The organism is Brevundimonas sp. AVps31 (assembly GCF_058681355.1).
This window is the reverse complement of record NZ_CM178736.1, coordinates 1,571,680-1,586,786: the sequence shown is the minus strand read 5'-3', so window position 1 is coordinate 1,586,786 and position 15,107 is coordinate 1,571,680. Positions and strand designations below refer to the sequence as shown.

General features: G+C 67.7%; 19 protein-coding genes, 1 tRNA gene and 1 pseudogene. 15 read left to right on the top strand and 6 right to left on the bottom strand.

Features of this window, described 5'->3' with window-relative positions:
* The first annotated feature begins 371 nt into the window (after positions 1-371).
* Both ACW174_RS07615 and ACW174_RS07610 read left to right on the top strand, forming a co-directional pair.
* Positions 372-812 (top strand): hypothetical protein, encoded by a 441-nt coding sequence (locus ACW174_RS07615; protein ID WP_492017045.1) that lies wholly within the window; start codon positions 372-374, stop codon positions 810-812.
* Positions 809-1,390, top strand: coding sequence for a hypothetical protein (locus ACW174_RS07610; protein WP_492017044.1), 582 nt, complete (start codon positions 809-811; stop codon positions 1,388-1,390). The genes ACW174_RS07615 and ACW174_RS07610 overlap by 4 nt, the downstream gene beginning before the upstream one ends.
* A gap of 556 nt (positions 1,391-1,946) precedes the next feature.
* On the opposite strand, the gene ACW174_RS07605 is transcribed toward ACW174_RS07610, so the two are convergent.
* Positions 1,947-3,374 carry a tyrosine-type recombinase/integrase gene (locus tag ACW174_RS07605; protein ID WP_492017043.1) on the bottom strand — a complete coding sequence of 476 codons (1,428 nt, stop codon included), beginning with the start codon at positions 3,372-3,374 and terminating at the stop codon, positions 1,947-1,949.
* Positions 3,375-3,629: 255 nt separating this feature from the next.
* Between ACW174_RS07605 and ACW174_RS07600 the strand changes: the two genes are divergently transcribed.
* Positions 3,630-4,418, top strand: coding sequence for a class I SAM-dependent methyltransferase (locus tag ACW174_RS07600; protein ID WP_492017042.1), 789 nt, complete (start codon positions 3,630-3,632; stop codon positions 4,416-4,418).
* 233 nt (positions 4,419-4,651) lie between these two features.
* On the opposite strand, the gene ACW174_RS07595 is transcribed toward ACW174_RS07600, so the two are convergent.
* Genes ACW174_RS07595 through tsaD form a run of 3 tightly spaced genes read right to left on the bottom strand, consistent with a single transcriptional unit; the run spans position 4,652 to position 7,176 of the window.
* On the bottom strand, positions 4,652-5,026 hold the full coding sequence (locus tag ACW174_RS07595; RefSeq protein WP_492017041.1) for a Rieske (2Fe-2S) protein: 375 nt from the start codon (positions 5,024-5,026) through the stop codon (positions 4,652-4,654).
* Between the two features lie 2 nt (positions 5,027-5,028).
* The gene (locus tag ACW174_RS07590; RefSeq protein WP_492017040.1) at positions 5,029-6,027 is read right to left on the bottom strand and encodes an NAD(P)H-dependent glycerol-3-phosphate dehydrogenase; all 999 of its coding nucleotides are present in this window, start codon (positions 6,025-6,027) and stop codon (positions 5,029-5,031) included.
* Positions 6,028-6,036: 9 nt separating this feature from the next.
* Positions 6,037-7,176: a tRNA (adenosine(37)-N6)-threonylcarbamoyltransferase complex transferase subunit TsaD gene (tsaD, locus tag ACW174_RS07585; RefSeq protein ID WP_492017039.1), complete on the bottom strand. Its 1,140-nt coding sequence runs from the start codon at positions 7,174-7,176 to the stop codon at positions 6,037-6,039.
* Between the two features lie 42 nt (positions 7,177-7,218).
* On the opposite strand from tsaD, the gene hemC reads away from it, so the two are divergent.
* From hemC to ACW174_RS07570, 3 genes are all read left to right on the top strand, one after another.
* Positions 7,219-8,166, top strand: coding sequence for a hydroxymethylbilane synthase (hemC, locus tag ACW174_RS07580; RefSeq protein ID WP_492017038.1), 948 nt, complete (start codon positions 7,219-7,221; stop codon positions 8,164-8,166).
* Between the two features lie 20 nt (positions 8,167-8,186).
* Complete coding sequence (locus ACW174_RS07575; protein ID WP_492017037.1) at positions 8,187-8,846, top strand: uroporphyrinogen-III synthase; 660 nt, start codon at positions 8,187-8,189, stop codon at positions 8,844-8,846.
* Positions 8,847-8,893: 47 nt separating this feature from the next.
* A tRNA-Thr gene (locus ACW174_RS07570) sits at positions 8,894-8,969 on the top strand.
* 14 nt (positions 8,970-8,983) lie between these two features.
* Here ACW174_RS07570 and ACW174_RS07565 read toward each other — a convergent pair.
* Complete coding sequence (locus ACW174_RS07565; protein ID WP_492017036.1) at positions 8,984-9,298, bottom strand: DUF6916 family protein; 315 nt, start codon at positions 9,296-9,298, stop codon at positions 8,984-8,986.
* Between the two features lie 76 nt (positions 9,299-9,374).
* Here ACW174_RS07565 and ACW174_RS07560 point away from each other — a divergent pair, with 76 nt between their 5' ends.
* From ACW174_RS07560 to ACW174_RS07520, 9 genes and pseudogenes are all read left to right on the top strand, one after another.
* Complete coding sequence (locus ACW174_RS07560; protein WP_492017035.1) at positions 9,375-9,854, top strand: GNAT family N-acetyltransferase; 480 nt, start codon at positions 9,375-9,377, stop codon at positions 9,852-9,854.
* Between the two features lie 109 nt (positions 9,855-9,963).
* A complete protein-coding gene (locus ACW174_RS07555; RefSeq protein WP_492017034.1) occupies positions 9,964-10,518 on the top strand; it encodes a phage tail protein in 555 nt (184 codons plus the stop codon).
* A 100-nt stretch (positions 10,519-10,618) separates the two neighbouring features.
* Positions 10,619-10,720 (top strand): annotated as a pseudogene (locus ACW174_RS07550) (hypothetical protein); the annotation flags it as partial.
* Between the two features lie 160 nt (positions 10,721-10,880).
* Positions 10,881-11,141, top strand: coding sequence for a hypothetical protein (locus ACW174_RS07545; RefSeq protein ID WP_492017325.1), 261 nt, complete (start codon positions 10,881-10,883; stop codon positions 11,139-11,141).
* Positions 11,142-11,149: 8 nt separating this feature from the next.
* Positions 11,150-11,275 carry a hypothetical protein gene (locus ACW174_RS07540; protein ID WP_492017324.1) on the top strand — a complete coding sequence of 42 codons (126 nt, stop codon included), beginning with the start codon at positions 11,150-11,152 and terminating at the stop codon, positions 11,273-11,275.
* A 34-nt stretch (positions 11,276-11,309) separates the two neighbouring features.
* Entirely contained in the window at positions 11,310-11,774 is a 465-nt protein-coding gene (locus tag ACW174_RS07535) for a hypothetical protein (RefSeq protein WP_492017033.1), read from the top strand.
* A gap of 52 nt (positions 11,775-11,826) precedes the next feature.
* Complete coding sequence (gene metK, locus ACW174_RS07530) at positions 11,827-13,017, top strand: methionine adenosyltransferase (RefSeq protein WP_492017032.1); 1,191 nt, start codon at positions 11,827-11,829, stop codon at positions 13,015-13,017.
* A 204-nt stretch (positions 13,018-13,221) separates the two neighbouring features.
* A complete protein-coding gene (trmB, locus tag ACW174_RS07525; RefSeq protein WP_492017031.1) occupies positions 13,222-13,929 on the top strand; it encodes a tRNA (guanosine(46)-N7)-methyltransferase TrmB in 708 nt (235 codons plus the stop codon).
* A gap of 137 nt (positions 13,930-14,066) precedes the next feature.
* On the top strand, positions 14,067-14,579 hold the full coding sequence (locus ACW174_RS07520) for a DUF1993 domain-containing protein (RefSeq protein ID WP_492017030.1): 513 nt from the start codon (positions 14,067-14,069) through the stop codon (positions 14,577-14,579).
* 2 nt (positions 14,580-14,581) lie between these two features.
* Here ACW174_RS07520 and ACW174_RS07515 read toward each other — a convergent pair whose 3' ends face one another.
* Complete coding sequence (locus ACW174_RS07515; protein WP_492017029.1) at positions 14,582-15,073, bottom strand: protein-tyrosine phosphatase family protein; 492 nt, start codon at positions 15,071-15,073, stop codon at positions 14,582-14,584.
* Between the last annotated feature and the right edge of the window lie 34 nt (positions 15,074-15,107).

Sequence of the window (15,107 nt, the reverse complement as noted above, 5' to 3'; positions counted from 1 at the left end):
CGTCGTTGAGTCCGTCACTGATTCCGATATCTTGACACCTCCGGGTGGACTGCCGCCGCGTTATTCCGTTGCCTCGCCCAGATTGGTCTGGCCAGCCGGCTGCCAGGGTGCTGCTAGCCCGACAAACGAGACGATCCAGTCTCGTCCTCATCCGACACTTTCGAAGCCGGGCTGCGCGAACTGTGGGATGACCGGTGGACGGCTCGATGGATAGAAGCATTGCCGAGTGCCATGCTCCCGTCCAAGAATGTGCGATCAAATCCCACCTACCACCTAAGCCGACATCAAACGGCGCGCGTACGGACAGGCCAGCCGCCTGGGGTTGAGCCGCCATCCATTCTGGTGCGGAATAGATAGCGAGAGACGGGAAAATGTTCGGACGACTGTACCTTCACATCGGGCACCCGGAACTGCCGGCCAACGAAGACGAGGTCAACACCCGGCGCGACATCGTCGAACGCGCTCCGGGCGCGCGAAGTATCGCCGTGGTCTTTCCTCGCTTACTGATCAAAGTGCGCTTTCTAGATACGGCCGACGACATTTGGCGCGATGCGAATTCACTGGTTGCCTCAACGACAGGCAGGGACGGCCAGATCGGCCTGACCAAAGTTCGGACTTGGACGGGGCCGATCCAGTTCCCATTTTTCGCACATCATGAGGGTACCGTGTCGACCCTGAGAATACCGCGCTTCGATGCTACCGTGATCGAGGTGGGCGGCGTCGACGCCGACGCTTCGATGGAAGACGAACCGCCGTTCACGCGCTCCGACATCGTCTCGCTTCAGCTTTGGATCAAGGCAAACCTCTCATGACCAGCGAGGGACCGCCTGGACGGCCTTTGCTAGACACGAATATACTCGGCACACTCTACGACAGGGGCGATTTCATCTTCGACGGCTACTGGTCCGACGATCAGGACGGCCAGCCGGATGAGGACCTAGTAGCCCTCAGAGCGGTGATGGACCAAGCGCGGCGTCAACAGCTTCAGCTTGTGACGTCCCCAATTAGCGTGGCGGAAATCATAAACATTCAAAGTTTGGAAGGGCGAAGACACCGACTTGGTTGGTATCTGGATATGCTCGATTATTGGCTTGTGGAACTTGACGGCAGTGGCGATCGACAGGCCCAGGGCGGGACGGTTCGGCATCGCTTCAAGCTGAACACCGAGCTGCAGAAGCTAGAGGCGGTGCTGATGGAGATACCAGATTTCCGCAAAGATCCCCTGGACCGTCTCCTAGTCCTGCATTGCCGTATGGCTAACTGTGACGTTCTGCTGACTCGCGACCGGAATACCCTTTGGCGTCATCGCGTCCAACTGCGCCTGCTCGGCATATCCGTGGTCACGCCAGTCGAATATCTCGCTCTCATCGAACCGTGGCGCGAACTCTAACGTAGTCAGTCTGCGAGCGTGTGCGAATAGCAGGCCTCCTGTATCGCCGGTATAAGTCTGGGCCAGGTGCAGCGACGTCGCAGATCGCCTAACGCTTGTTTCAACTTCCGTTCGAACAGCGGAAGCCAGCTCCCTATCCGACAGCCATCGAGGCCGTAGCCTTCGCGCGAGACAGGAATGCGACGGTTACGCCAGCCATCATCGCCAGCGGGTGAAGCCGTCAAAGCATCAGCAGATTGATGAGCCTGACGCTACTGCTCTCGCGGCCCTCGAACTCGTCTAGCAGTGCGGCCAATAAGCATTGATACTTGCGGCAAGGGCCAGGCCTTGCGATCGCCCCTCAAGAGCGCCACGGCGCGGGGGCGAAGTGGCGGAAGACGCGGGCCGGCGGGCTGCGTCGAACTCGACGCGGCTTATTCCGCCGGCCCGCTTCGCCAAGTGTCCGATTAAGGGCGCAGGCTGCGCATCGGACGCTTGTCAGCGGCTCAGACCAGCCCTTCGCCACCAGCGGCGCACCGAACTCGGCGCGTGATCCTCGGCGGCGATGGGCAGGACATCAATGAGGTCTGCGCGGCTCGGTATTGATCTTTGCCCGCGCGTTCCGTTTGATCTGAACGGTTTGCTTTTCGTCGGTCGAGGCCGCCAACTCCTGCGGCTCCCAGTCGCTCATGCCCTGCAAGACGAGGTCGGCGTGTTTGATGGTGTCCACATGGCCGTAATGCTCTTGGATCATCTGCACCGACGTGCCCATCTGCTCGGCCAGCAGCAACTCGCTGACGCCCTCGGTCAGGCGGATGGTGGCGTAGGTGTGCCGGAACGAATAGGTCGAGCGTAGAATGCCGGACGGCCCGACGCGCAGATTGGCGTTTCCCAGAAGGTCGGCGATGAAGGCCTTGTAGAGCGTGCGCTCCGTCGTGCCGGTCGCACTGCTGAACACGGGAGCCTCTGGCTCGGTGCTCACCGCGATGGCGCGGATGCGGTCCAGGTATTTCCCGACGTTTCCGCTCGGCGCGACAAGCTGGCGGGACTTGCCCTTGCCCCGCACCGACAACACCGTGACCGGCTGACCGTTCTTGTCGGTCGCCTCCATCACGTCGCGCCAACGCAGGTTGCGGGCCTCGGACGGCCGCATGCCCGTATTGCACATGATCAGGACGAATTGATAAACCATGGCCCGGTACCAGCGGGCAGTCTTGGTCTTCGCGGCCCCGACCCATTTGGTGCGAGCGTGGGTATGGAGGCGGCGGTATTCGTCCAGCGAGAAGGCATCCCGGCGCTGCTTCTCCAGCGACGGCATCCCCTCGATGCGGTGATGAGGCGGGGCTTCTTGTTTAGAGACCGCGTCATTGATGATGGCGCGGTAGATCTTCATCTCGAAACGGATGGTGGCATCGCTGACGATGATCCAGTCCGTCTGCTCCGGCTGGGGGTTCGCCTCGGGCTTCTTACCGCTCCGGCGCAGCGTCTCCTTGGCCTTATCGTCGGCGACCTCTTGAGCGGCCAAACGTTCCGCCTGCGTCATCGGTCGCACATTGCCGTGGCGGGTCATGCGGCCCTGACCGAGCGACCGCCGCCAAGACGGATAGTTCTGCCAGCGGTCCAGAGCGATCAGATCGATCTGGGTCTTGCCGACATAGGGGTTGAGTTGGTTCTTCACGACCGACTCGATGAGCTTCACGCGGCCAGTGGTGATCTCGCCGCGCTGGGCGCGCAGTCTCTGTTCGGCGATATAGTCCTTCGCCACGGCAGAGAACGGGCGGTTGAAGACCGGCAGATTGCGCTTCAACGCAAAGCGGACTTCGCTTTCGTGGTCGTAAGCGAGGGTGCGCGCTGTCGTGATGTCCGGCGTCTTCAAGGCAATGGTCTTGTAGCGGGTCGCCTTTGGCAGCCGAACGCGACAGTACCAATCCCGCGTCTGCAAATCCCCGCGCCGGAAGATGACCAGCCCGGGCTTTAGTTCTTCCTTGTCCGTGACAAACGCCATGACAGCCTCCATCCTCGTGCAGATTTCGTGCACATCCCGGCGCTAAGTCATTGATCCGCCGTGGCGTGCATACATCGTGTAGCAATATCGTAGCAGAAATTACCGTTTGTTTCTAGTTACTTAGTATTTTCGTCTTATCCCATTGGGAGGGGAGGCGCCTTTCCGGCCTCGACGGAGCCGCCCTCTCCTGATCGGCGAAGGCGCCGATCTGTCCTCTCCATCGCCTTGAAGGGGCGATGGAGAGGTGAGGCTGTGGTGCGTGCTCGCTTGCCCGTGTCGTCGTCCCGGGCGACAACCCTGGCCATGAGCACCAGCTACAATCGCATCGCCTATGAGGCGCTGGACGTTTGCAACGGCGTGACCATGGCCGCCGTCGAGGGGGCCGTGGCGCGAGCGGGGGTCGGGCCGGGCGCGGCGGCGGCGGATGTCGGGACCGGCAATGCGGCCGTGGCGATCCGCCTGGCGCAGCGGTTCGGGCTGAAGGTCACGGCGATCGAATATGATCCGGGCATGGCCGCGCTGGCGCAGGCGCGGATCGCGGCGGCGGACGCCGATGTGACGCTGAGCGTCGGGGCGGCGGCGGACGTGTTGGCCGATCTGGGGCCGCTGGACCTGATCACCGCACTGGGCACGACCAATATCAACGGCGAGGGCCGACCGACGCCGGAAGACGGCTTTGCCTTCCTGAAAACGCGACTGGCGCCCGGAGGGCATCTGCTGTGGGGCGATCTGGTGTGGATCGCCGAACCGCCCCCGCCGCTCAGGCTGATCACCGAAGCCACCAATCTGTACACGGACGATGCCGGCTGGAAGGCCGCCGCCGAGGCCGCCGGGTTCGAGGTCGTGTGGTCGGACATCTCGTCACAGGCCGTGTTCGACGCCTATGCGGCGGCGGCGGACGGGGCGGCGCGCGACTGGCTGGCGGCGAACCCGGACGCGCCGGAGGCCGCGGCGGTGCAGGCCAGCGCCGACCGGGTGAAGATGGTGCTGGAGTTCGGCCGCCCGTTCATCGGCTTCGGGCTTTATCTGCTTCGCGCGCTTTAGATTGTCATCCCGGACGACGCGAAGCGTCGATCCGGGACGGAAAGGATCCTTGAGCCTCTGCTCCCGGACGCTGCGCCAGCAGCGAGCCGGGAGACAGCCGGCCAACGCGCCGGTCGCCGACTGTCGCCCGGACAATCGCGCGGCGATTTCCGGGCGGACCTGTTCAGAAAGATGCGCCGTGCCGTCCCGGATCAGCGCCTTGCGCTGTCCGGGATGACAAGCGCTCACCGGGTTCAGGCGGTGCGGATCAGACCACCGGAAACGGCCACCGGCCACGGCGTCAGCCGCCCGCCCGCGCAGGGGCCGCCGGTGCATTCGCCGGTCAGGGGTTCGAACACCGCCCCGTGCCAGCCGCACAGGATCAGCGATCCGTCGGGCGTCAGATATTTGTCCAGTTCAATGGCCAGCGGAAAGCCATGATGCGGGCAGCGGTCGACATAGCCCGCGACCTGGCCGTCCTTGTGGACCACGAAGCCGTGGAAGAAGGCCTCGCCGATCTGGAGCACGAAGGCGCGCGCGCCCGGGTCGGCGATGTCGCCCTCGGCGCACAGGGCGACGTTGGGCGGGGTCGTCCAGACCCGTTTCCGCTCGGCCTGACCCTCCGGCATGGTCAGTTGCGCTCGACCTTGAGCGGACGGGACAGCAGGTTGTCGATGACCTCGTCCACCGTGGTGTCGCCGCCCAGAAGCGCCGCGACGGCCAGGGAGATCGGCATGTCGACGCCCATTTTGGCGGCGAGTTCGCGCACGGCGGGCGCGGATTCATAGCCTTCGGCGACCGACCGCTTGCCCGCCAGCGCCTGTTCGACGGTCTGGCCCTGACCGAGGGCGAGGCCCAGGCTCATGTTGCGCGACTGGGGGCTGGAGCAGGTGAGGACCAGGTCGCCGAGGCCGCACAGGCCCGCGACCGTCTCGGCCTGACCGCCCAGGGCCACGCCCAGACGGGTCATCTCGGCGAAGCCGCGGGTGATGATGGCGGCATGGGCGCTGCGGCCCAGACCCTTGCCCTCGCTCATGCCGCAGGCGATGGCCAGCACGTTCTTGATCGCCCCGCCGACCTCGGCGCCGATCAGGTCGGTGGCCAGATAGGGGCGGAAGCCGGGGGCCGAGAGGGTCCACATCAGCTCCTCGCCGAGCGCCTCGTCGGCGCAGGCCAGGGTCACGGCGCTGGGCAGGCCGCGCGCGACCTCGCCCGCGAAACTGGGCCCGGACAGGACGGCGGCCGGGGCGGCGGGCAGGGTCTCGGCCAGCACGTCGGTCATCAGCTTCAGCGAGCCGCGCTCGATCCCCTTGGAGCAGAGCACGATGGGCACGCCCGCCCGGTGGAAGGGGGCGAAGGCGGTCAGGGTCGACCGCATGTGCTGGGCCGGGGGCACGGCCAGGATGACGTCGCAGGACGCCAGATCGGCCAGGTCGGTGGTGACCGAGACGCGATGGTCCAGCGTCACCCCGGGCAGGAAGGCCTCATTGACGCGGCGCTCGCGAATGCTGTCGGCCACATCGGGTTCGCGCGCCTGCAACAGCACGTCCAGCCCGGCCCAGCCCGCGACCTGCGCCAGGGCCGTGCCCCATGCGCCGGCGCCGATCACCCCTGCCCGTTTGAATTCCATCTGCTCCCCTTAAGCCTTCGCGCCCTTGCGGCCCGGCTTGTGGGCCGGCTCGGCGAGCGCCTTCTGTTCATCCAGCGGCCAGCGTGGGCGGGCCGCCGTGTCGATATCCGAAACCCAACCCTTCCGCAGACGCTCGGCCCCCGCAAGGGCGATCATCGCCGCATTGTCGGTGCAGTAGGCCATCGGCGGGGCCAGGAAGTCGAACCCGTTCTTCGTCGCCACGGCTTCCAGGGTGGCCCGAACGGTCTTGTTGGCCGCCACCCCGCCCGCCACGACGAAAAGGCGGTGCTGGTTTTCGGCCGCATAGTCCTTCAGCGCGCGGTCCGAGCGGTCGCCCAGCTGGCGGGCGATGGCGGTCTGGACGGCGTCGGCGAGGTCGGCCTTGTCCTGATCGGTCTGGCATGTCGCGGCGAGGCGGGAGGCGGCGGTCTTCAGGCCCGAGAATGAGAAGTCGCAGTCCTTGCGGCCCAGCAGGGCGCGCGGCAGGTCGAAGCGGGCGCCGTCGCCGGTCGCGGCCAGCCTTTCCAGCGCCGGGCCGCCCGGGTAGCCGAGGCCCAGCGCCTTGGCGATCTTGTCGAAGGCCTCGCCCGCCGCATCGTCGATGGTGGTGCCCAGCCGGGTCATGTCGCCGACCCCGCGCACCTCCAGCAGCTGGCAATGGCCGCCGGAGACCAGCAGCAGCAGGAAGGGGTAGTCGACCGGCCGCCCCAGCCGGGCCGAGACGGCGTGGCCCTCCAGATGGTTGACCGCCACCAGCGGCAGGTCGCGGGCCAGGGCCACCGCCTTGCCGTAGCTGAGCCCGACCATGACGCCCCCGACCAGGCCCGGCCCGGCGGTGGCGGCGACCCCGTCCAGGTCGCCGTAGTCGAGCCCGGCCTCGGCCATCGCGCGGCGGGTGACGCCGTCGATCATTTCCACGTGACTGCGGGCCGCGATCTCGGGCACGACGCCGCCGAAGGCCGCGTGGTCGTCGATCTGGCTGTGCACCACCGACGACAGGACGGTCGCCTCGCCGGTCGGCGAGAGGCGCACCACCGAGGCGGCGGTCTCGTCGCAGCTGGTCTCGAGACCCAGCACGGTCAGCACCGCGTCATTCACAGCGGTTGTCCGGCCCGGTTCGCTGCTATAGTCGGCGGCGACGTCATTCATCCGGGTCGAGGTAGCGACCCGACCGGACCCGCGCAACGCCTCATGACCTTTCCCATTCGCATCGGCACCCGGCGCTCGAAGCTGGCCCTGACCCAGTCGGGCATGATGCAACGCGCCATCGGCCGGGCCATGGGGGTCGCCGACGCCGATCTGGCCGAGGCCGTGCCCCTGGTCGAGATCGTCACCACCGGCGACCGGGTGCAGGATCGCCGCCTGCTGGAAATCGGCGGCAAGGCCCTGTTCACCAAGGAAATCGAGGAGGCCCTGACGGACGGCCGCGTCGATGTGGCCGTCCACTCGATGAAGGATGTGCCCGCCGAACAGCCGCCGGGCCTGTGCATCGCCGCCATCCCCGAGCGGGAGGACCCGCGCGACGCCTTCATCAGCGAGAATTTCGCCGGCTTCGACGCCCTGCCCGTCGGCGCGACCCTGGGCACGGCCTCCCTGCGGCGGCAGGCCCAGGCCCTGGCCCTGCGCCCGGACCTCAAGATCGAGATGCTGCGCGGCAATGTCGACACCCGGCTGCGCAAACTGGCGGAGGGCGAGTTCGACGCCATCCTTCTGGCCGTGTCGGGACTGAACCGGCTGGGCTTCGAGGCGGTGATCCGCGAGCGGCTGTCGCTGGACGCCTTCCTGCCCGCCCCCGGTCAGGGGGCGCTGGCCCTGCAGACGCGCGAAGGCGAGAGCGCGGCCTGGGTGGCGGCGCTGAACCATCCGTTGACCGAACTGGCCGTGGCGGCGGAACGCGGCGCCATGACGGCGCTGGAAGGGTCGTGCCGCACGGCCATCGGGGCGCATGCGGAGATCGGGGAGGGCCATCTGCGGCTGACGGTCGAAATGTTGTCCCCCGACGGCTCGGCGCGCTGGCGTCGGGCGGGCGAGATGGTGGACGTCACCGCCGGCAACGCCGAGGCGGTGGCGCGCGCCCTGGGCCTGCGACTGGGGGCGGAAGTCCATGCGGCGGCGGGCGACCAGAGGATCGCGATCTGACCGGCCCGCGCCGCGTCTGGGTGACCCGCACCGAGCCGGGGGCGTCACGGACGGCGGCGCGCCTGACCGCGCGCGGCTTCCAGCCCCTGATCGCGCCGGTGCTGGCGGTGCGCCCCCTCGGTCAGCCCACGCCCGACCTGACCGGCGTCGCGGCGCTGGCCTTCACCAGTCCGAACGGGGTGGCGGCCTTCGCCGACCTGACCCCTGACCGGTCCCTGACGGTGTTCGCCGTCGGCGACGCCACCGCGGAGCGGGCGCGACAGGCGGGGTTCGGCAAGGTGATCTCGGCCTCCGGCGCTCTCCCGGACCTGGCCCGGCTGATCGCGGACGAAGCCGCCGGCAGGGTGCTGGTCCCCGGCGCGCGGCAGCCGGCGGGGGATCTCCGCGCCCTGCTGGACGGGGCGGTCGAGACGGTGATCCTGCCGGTCTATGAGGCGATGGAGACGCGGGCGACGCCGCCGGACGCCTTTGACGCCGTCCTGGTCCATTCCCCGCGCGCGGCGCGGGCGGTGGCCGGGGCCCTGGGGCGGAACGGCGGGGCGGGCCGGCTGGCGGTGGCGATTTCAGCGGCGGCGGCGGCCCCGCTGGCGGCCGCGGGTTTCACGGAAATTCGCACCGCCGTCGCCCCGACGGACGCCGCCGTGCTTCTGGCGCTTGGCAATCCGGCGGCTGCCGTATAAAGAGCCCCTCTCGCGCGGTTGGGGACGCCTCCCCTGCCGACCGACAGGCCGCTTTAGCTCAGCTGGTAGAGCATCGCATTCGTAATGCGGGGGTCAGGTGTTCGAGTCACCTAAGCGGCACCATTTTTCCGACAGCGTCAGTTGAAGACCGCGTGGTACAGCCGCCGCGGGCCCGGCGCGGTTTGGGTGGGGATCAGGTGGATGGAGACGGCCTCGGCGTCGGGGCCCGGTCGCATCTGGTAGTGACCCTCGACCAGCAGGGTGTCCCAGGGCGTGCTGAAGATCAGCACGAAGGGGTCGCGCCCCCCGGGCAGGCCGCCGCGCACGCCGTCGATGTCGTCCAGCTGGATGGTGATCGCCTTCGGCTGGGCGTCGACCAGCCACTGACGCCCCTTGAACGGCGTGAAATGATAGGCCTGCAGCAGCATGGGCGGTGACTGGATCGTCGTCATGGGGTCCCCCGGCCCGGTCCTGTCGGGCGCACATCCCCTAAGGTGCATGTTCGGCGCAGGTCTGCAATCTTGAGGCATGGCCCTCCAGAGATCCGAACCCGGGATTGAGCTGCGCGCGGAGCAGGCGGACGACGCCGGGTTCGTCGACGGTCTGGTGCGCGACAATCTCCGCGCGGCGATGCCCGGTGTGGACCTGGGCCCCCTGCTCGACCTGCAGCTGCGGTCGCGGGCCGCGATGCTGGACCGGAATTTCCCGGATCTTCGGCGCCGGGTCGCCTGGGCCGGGGCCTCGCCCGTGGGAAGCCTGCTGACCGGAACCCGCGACGGCGCCGTCCATGTGGTGGAGATTGTGATCGCCCCCGGGTGGCGTCGCAGGGGCGCGGGGGCGGCGATCCTCGCGCAGGTCAGGGCGGAGGCCCGGCGGTCGGGACAGGTCGTCACCGCCTACATTTTCGTCACCAATACCGCGTCCCTGGCGCTGTTCCGGCGCGCCGGCTTCAGCCTGACCACGGCGCCGGGGGCGGCCCAGACCCTGGCGAGCGCCTCGCCGGACTGAGAACCGGTATCATCGTTCGGTCAGATATAGTCCGCCTCGCACAGATATGCGATGGTTGTACCCGGCAAGGACTTCGCGTTGTGCGAATCCTGCGACGGAGGGAAATTCCATGGACGTCTTTATGGGTACAATTCTGGGGTTCGGCTTCAACTTCGCGCCCGTGGGGTGGGCCCAGGCCCAGGGACAGTTGATGGCGATTTCCCAGAACTCGGCGCTGTTCACCCTGCTGGGCGTGACCTACGGCGGCGACGGCCAGTCGACGTACGCCCTGCCCAATCTGACAGGCCGCACGGCCGTCGGCTGGGGATCCGCCAGCGGGGGACTGTCGCCCTATGTGATCGGTCAGGTCGGCGGGAGCGAAACCACCACCCTGCTGACCCAGAACCTGCCGTCGCACAACCACGCGATCAATGTGAACAACGCCGCCGACGCCTCGACCAACAAGCCGGACACCACCTGCTATCTGGGCCAGGCGGTGGGTTCGGATGCGACGAACGGCGACCCCGTGGTGGTGAATGTGTTCACGCCGACCGCGCCCAACGCCCAGCTGAACCCGGGCTCGGTGAGCCTCGTCGGCCAGAACATCCCGATCAACAACATGCAGCCCTATCTGGCGATCACCTACTGCGTCGCCCTGAACGGCATCTACCCCAGCCGGCCCTGACCCACGGCCTCGCATCGCGGACAGATCGGCCGTCCCGTGACGGCTGATCTGGACGCCCCGCGGCAATCGTCCTAGCAAGATCGCAATATCGGAGCGGTCAATGTCGCCAGGACCCAGCGCGCGTCAGGAAGAATGTCTGAGGCTGACAGCCTTCATGACGGACAAGGAGATCGCGGCACAGCTGGGTCTGTCAGAGGCGACGGTCAAGAAACATGTGCATGAGGCCTGCCGCCGTCTGGGCGTGAACCGGCGCAAGGCCGCGCTGGCCATCCTGGAACGAAAAGTACCAGAGGCTACGAAAGACCCCATTGGCCGCCCCGTCGCCGCCGTCTCTTCTGGCCCGGACGTCAGGGAGGCAGGCGATGATTTCGGGCGACAGACCCCTTCCCCAGTGGACCTGGGAAGATCTGGAAGCGGCGCTGGACGGGTTCAGTCCGCTGGGAGAGAACGATCCGGTGCGGGCGCATCTGATGCGCGGCCTCGAAGCGGACGCGGTGAGATCCAGCCCGCGGGAGTTGCTGCAGCAGGTCCTGAGCGCGGGTTGGGTGATGGCCCAGGTGGGCGCGCAGAACCCCGCCTCGGCTACCGCCCCCCGCCACGCAGCTGGGGCGTCCGCCTCCTGATCATCGTCGTGATGGTGGTTCTGGCGGCGGTGATGATGCGGGCGATCGCCGACAGCGTCGTCGCCTATCAGCAGCAGGTCCGGGTCATTGACGAAACCGTGACGAAGGGCGCCGCCCGTCAGCCGACCCGGTAGGGTCCGCCCCGGGCTCCGCCGAAGGGAGGAAGCCGTGGCGCCTTTTCAGCTTTTCTACCTGCTGCTCAGCCTGTCGGTCTTCGCCTGGGCCTGGCTGAGGGGCGGGCATACAGAACGGGCCGGCGTCGCCATCCTCGTTCTGGCGTTTCTGGTGAGCTTCATGATGCAGCCGGTCACCTTGGGCCAGTTCCGGCTCGGCGACGCCATCGTAGACCTGGGGGTCTTCATCGCCATGGTCTGGCTGGCGTTGCGGCGGGACCGCTGGTGGACGCTGGCGGCCGCGGCGTTCGGCGGCCTTATCCTGATCGCCCATGCGCTGATGTTCCTGACACCTGATCTTCAGGAAGCACACATCCGCATGGACGTGGCGTCGAGGTGGGGGATCGGCGTGCTGATGATCCTCTGCCTCGGCGCCGGTGTCGTGGAGCGCTGGATGGCCGGGGAGCGGCCCGTCAGCCTGGAAGCGCGGTGGCGACGTCCCGAGCGTCGGGCGACTTGAACATATAAACATACCTTTATATGTTTGGCGGACCGTCCCTGAGGAGCCCGCCTTGTCCCGTAATTCCTTCCTGTTCACTTCGGAGAGCGTTTCCGAGGGCCACCCGGACAAGGTCGCCGACCGCATCTCCGACACCGTGGTCGACCTGTTCCTGTCCAAGGACCCGGAAGCGCGCGTGGCGTGCGAGACCCTGACGACGACCAATCTTGTGGTGCTGGCCGGTGAAATCCGCGGTCAGGGCATCATGGGCAAGGACGGCGAATGGGCGCCGGGCATCGAGGCCGAAATCGAGGCCGCCGTCCGCGCCGCCGTACGCGACATCGGCTATGAGCAGGACGAGTTCCACTGGAACACCTTCGAGTTCATCAACCGCCTGCACGGCCAGTCGGCCGACATCGCCGTGGGCGTGGACGCCGCCGGCAACAAGGACGAGGGCGCGGGCGACCAGGGCATCATGTTCGGCTATGCCTCGAACGAGACGCCCGAACTGATGCCGGCGACCCTGGCCTACAGCCACGGCATCCTGAAGAAGCTGGCCGAGGTGCGCCATGCGGGCGGCACCCTGCTGGAACCCGACGCCAAGTCGCAGGTGACCATCCAGTACGAGGACGGCAAGCCGGTGCGCGCGACCTCGATCGTGCTGTCGACCCAGCACGCCGTGGGCAAGGCCGCCGAGGTGGCCGCCTTCGTCAAGCCGCTGATCCTGGAGGTGCTGCCGGACGGCTTCACCGACGAGAACACCGTCTGGCACATCAACCCGACCGGCATCTTCGAGATCGGCGGACCGGACGGCGACACGGGCGTGACCGGCCGCAAGATCATCGTCGACACCTACGGCGGCGCGGCCCCGCACGGCGGCGGCGCCTTCTCGGGCAAGGACCCGACCAAGGTCGACCGTTCAGCCGCCTATGCCTGCCGCTATCTGGCCAAGAACGTCGTCGCGGCGGGTCTGGCCGAACGCTGCACCATCCAGATCAGCTACGCCATCGGCGTGGCCAAGCCGCAGTCCATCCACGTGGACCTGCACGGCACCGGCACGATCGCGGAATCGGTTCTGGAAGAGAACATCCTCGGCCTGATCGGCGGCGCCACCCCGCGCGCCATCCGTGAGCATCTGGGCCTGAACAAGCCGATCTACGCCCGCACCGCCGCCTACGGCCACTTCGGCCGCGAGCCGGACGCCGAGGGCGGCTTCTCGTGGGAGAAGACGGATCTGGTGGAGAAGCTGAAGGCGCTCGCCTGAAAGCGCTCGCCTGGAGGCGAGAGGCAGATAGGCAGTAGGCAGCAGGCAGCAGGCAGCAGGCAGCAGGCAGCAGGCAGCAGGCAGCAGTTTGAGGAGGCCGCGGCGGGAACGTCGCGGCCTTTTTCGTGGCCGGCCTCCATTTTCCTGCTGCCTGCTGCCTGCTCACTGCTGCCTTCCCGACCTTCAGCCGCTATAGCCCCCGCCATGGCCTCCGATCACGACACCTCCGACACCCCGACCTGGGGCCCGCTGCGCTCGTTCGGGCGTATCAAGTCGCGCACGCTGAAGCCGCGGCAGGCGGCGCTGTTCGACACCCTGCTGCCGACGATCTCGGTGCCGGATCCCGCGGCGGGGCCGATGGATCCGCAGACCCTGATGCCGGGCGCGAAGGAAGTGTGGCTGGAGATCGGCTTCGGCGGCGGCGAGCATCTGGCGGCCCAGGCGGCGCGGCATCCGGACGCGCTGATGATCGGCTGCGAGCCCTTCCTGAACGGCGTCGGCTCGGCCCTGCGGCACATCGAGGACGGCGAGCTGAAGAATGTCCGCATCCACGCCGATGACGCCCGCGACGTGATGAAGGCCCTGCCCGACGCCTCGCTGGACCGGGTGATGATCCTGTTCCCCGACCCCTGGCACAAGGCGCGCCACAACAAGCGCCGCCTGATCCAGGACGAGAGCGCCGCCGAGATCGCCCGCCTGCTGAAGCCGGGCGGCCGCCTGCGGTTCGTGACCGACTGGAAGGATTACGCCGAATGGGCGCTGGAGCGTCTGGAACGCACGCCGGGTCTGGAGTGGACCGCCGACCGCGCCGCCGACTGGAAGACCGCGCCGGAAGATCACGTCGTCACCCGCTACGAAGAGAAGAAGCTGGGCGACACGGAGCCGCTGTTCCTGGAGTTCGTGCGGGTGTGACGGTGAGGTGTGATTGGTGATTGGTGAGTGGTGATTGGTGAGCGAGAAGGGGCGTCAGGGCCGCGCGCCCGTCACCGCCTTCGCCGCACCCTTTCATCACCCATCACCCATCACCCATCACCCATCAGGATCCGCCGATGACTTTCACCCTCAAGGATGCGTCCGCGCCGATCTTCGTGCGCGGCCTGACCAATCTGTCGAACCTGATCGACACGGCCATCGCCTCCGGGCTGGATGAGGCGGAACTGATGCAGGCGCGGCTGGCGCCGGACATGAAGCCGTTCGCCGACCAGGTCCGCATGGCCAGCTTCTCGGGCCGCAGCTGCGTGGCGCGCCTGACCGGTCAGGCCTGGCCGAAGACGGCGGACGCGGAGGCCACGCCGGCCGAGCTGAAAGAGACCCTCGCCCTGTCGATCGCCTTTATCGAAGGGGTCGATCCGGCCGCGTTCGAGGGCGGCGAGACCCGCCGGATCGAGCTGCGCTTCCCGGGCGTCGAACTGGATTTCGAGGGCGCGAGCTATCTGACCAGCTTCGCCATCCCGAACTTCTTCTTCCACGTGACCACGGCCTACGCGATCCTGCGCCATCGCGGGGTGGCGCTGGGCAAGCGCGACTTCCTGGGCCAGCTGGACCTGCTTCAGGCGGCCTGAAGTCAGGCCTTCGGGCGGTCGGCGAAGGCCTTGATGAAGGCGTACTGTTCGTCGGTTTCGGGCACGGGGCGACCCCGGGCCCGGCCGACGCGCAGGATGGCCTCGTCCACATTCATGCCGCCCGAGACCAGGGCGCAGATGGCCAGGGACGGGGCGCGACCGAGGCCGGCGCGACAATGGATGACAATGGACTGGCCCGAGCGCAGGCGACCGTCGACGGCGCGGGCGACGCGGGCGTAGTGCTCGACATCGCCCGGCAGGCCGTGGTCGACGATGGGGAAGTTGTAGAACCCGATGCCGTTGCGTTCGGCCGCCGCGCCTTCTTCGGCCAGACCGAACCCGGCGGCCTCGGCGGGCTCCAGCAGGCTGACGACGTGATCGACCATGCCGCGGTGCAGGTGGGCCATCTGCGCGTCGAGGGCGTCGCCGCCCTCAGGCTTGCGCGACACGCCGAGACGCCCGGGCGTGTCGAGACCGATCCAGTAGACTTTCATCGGCGGCGTTTCTGACGCCCGCGCCCGGCGAAGG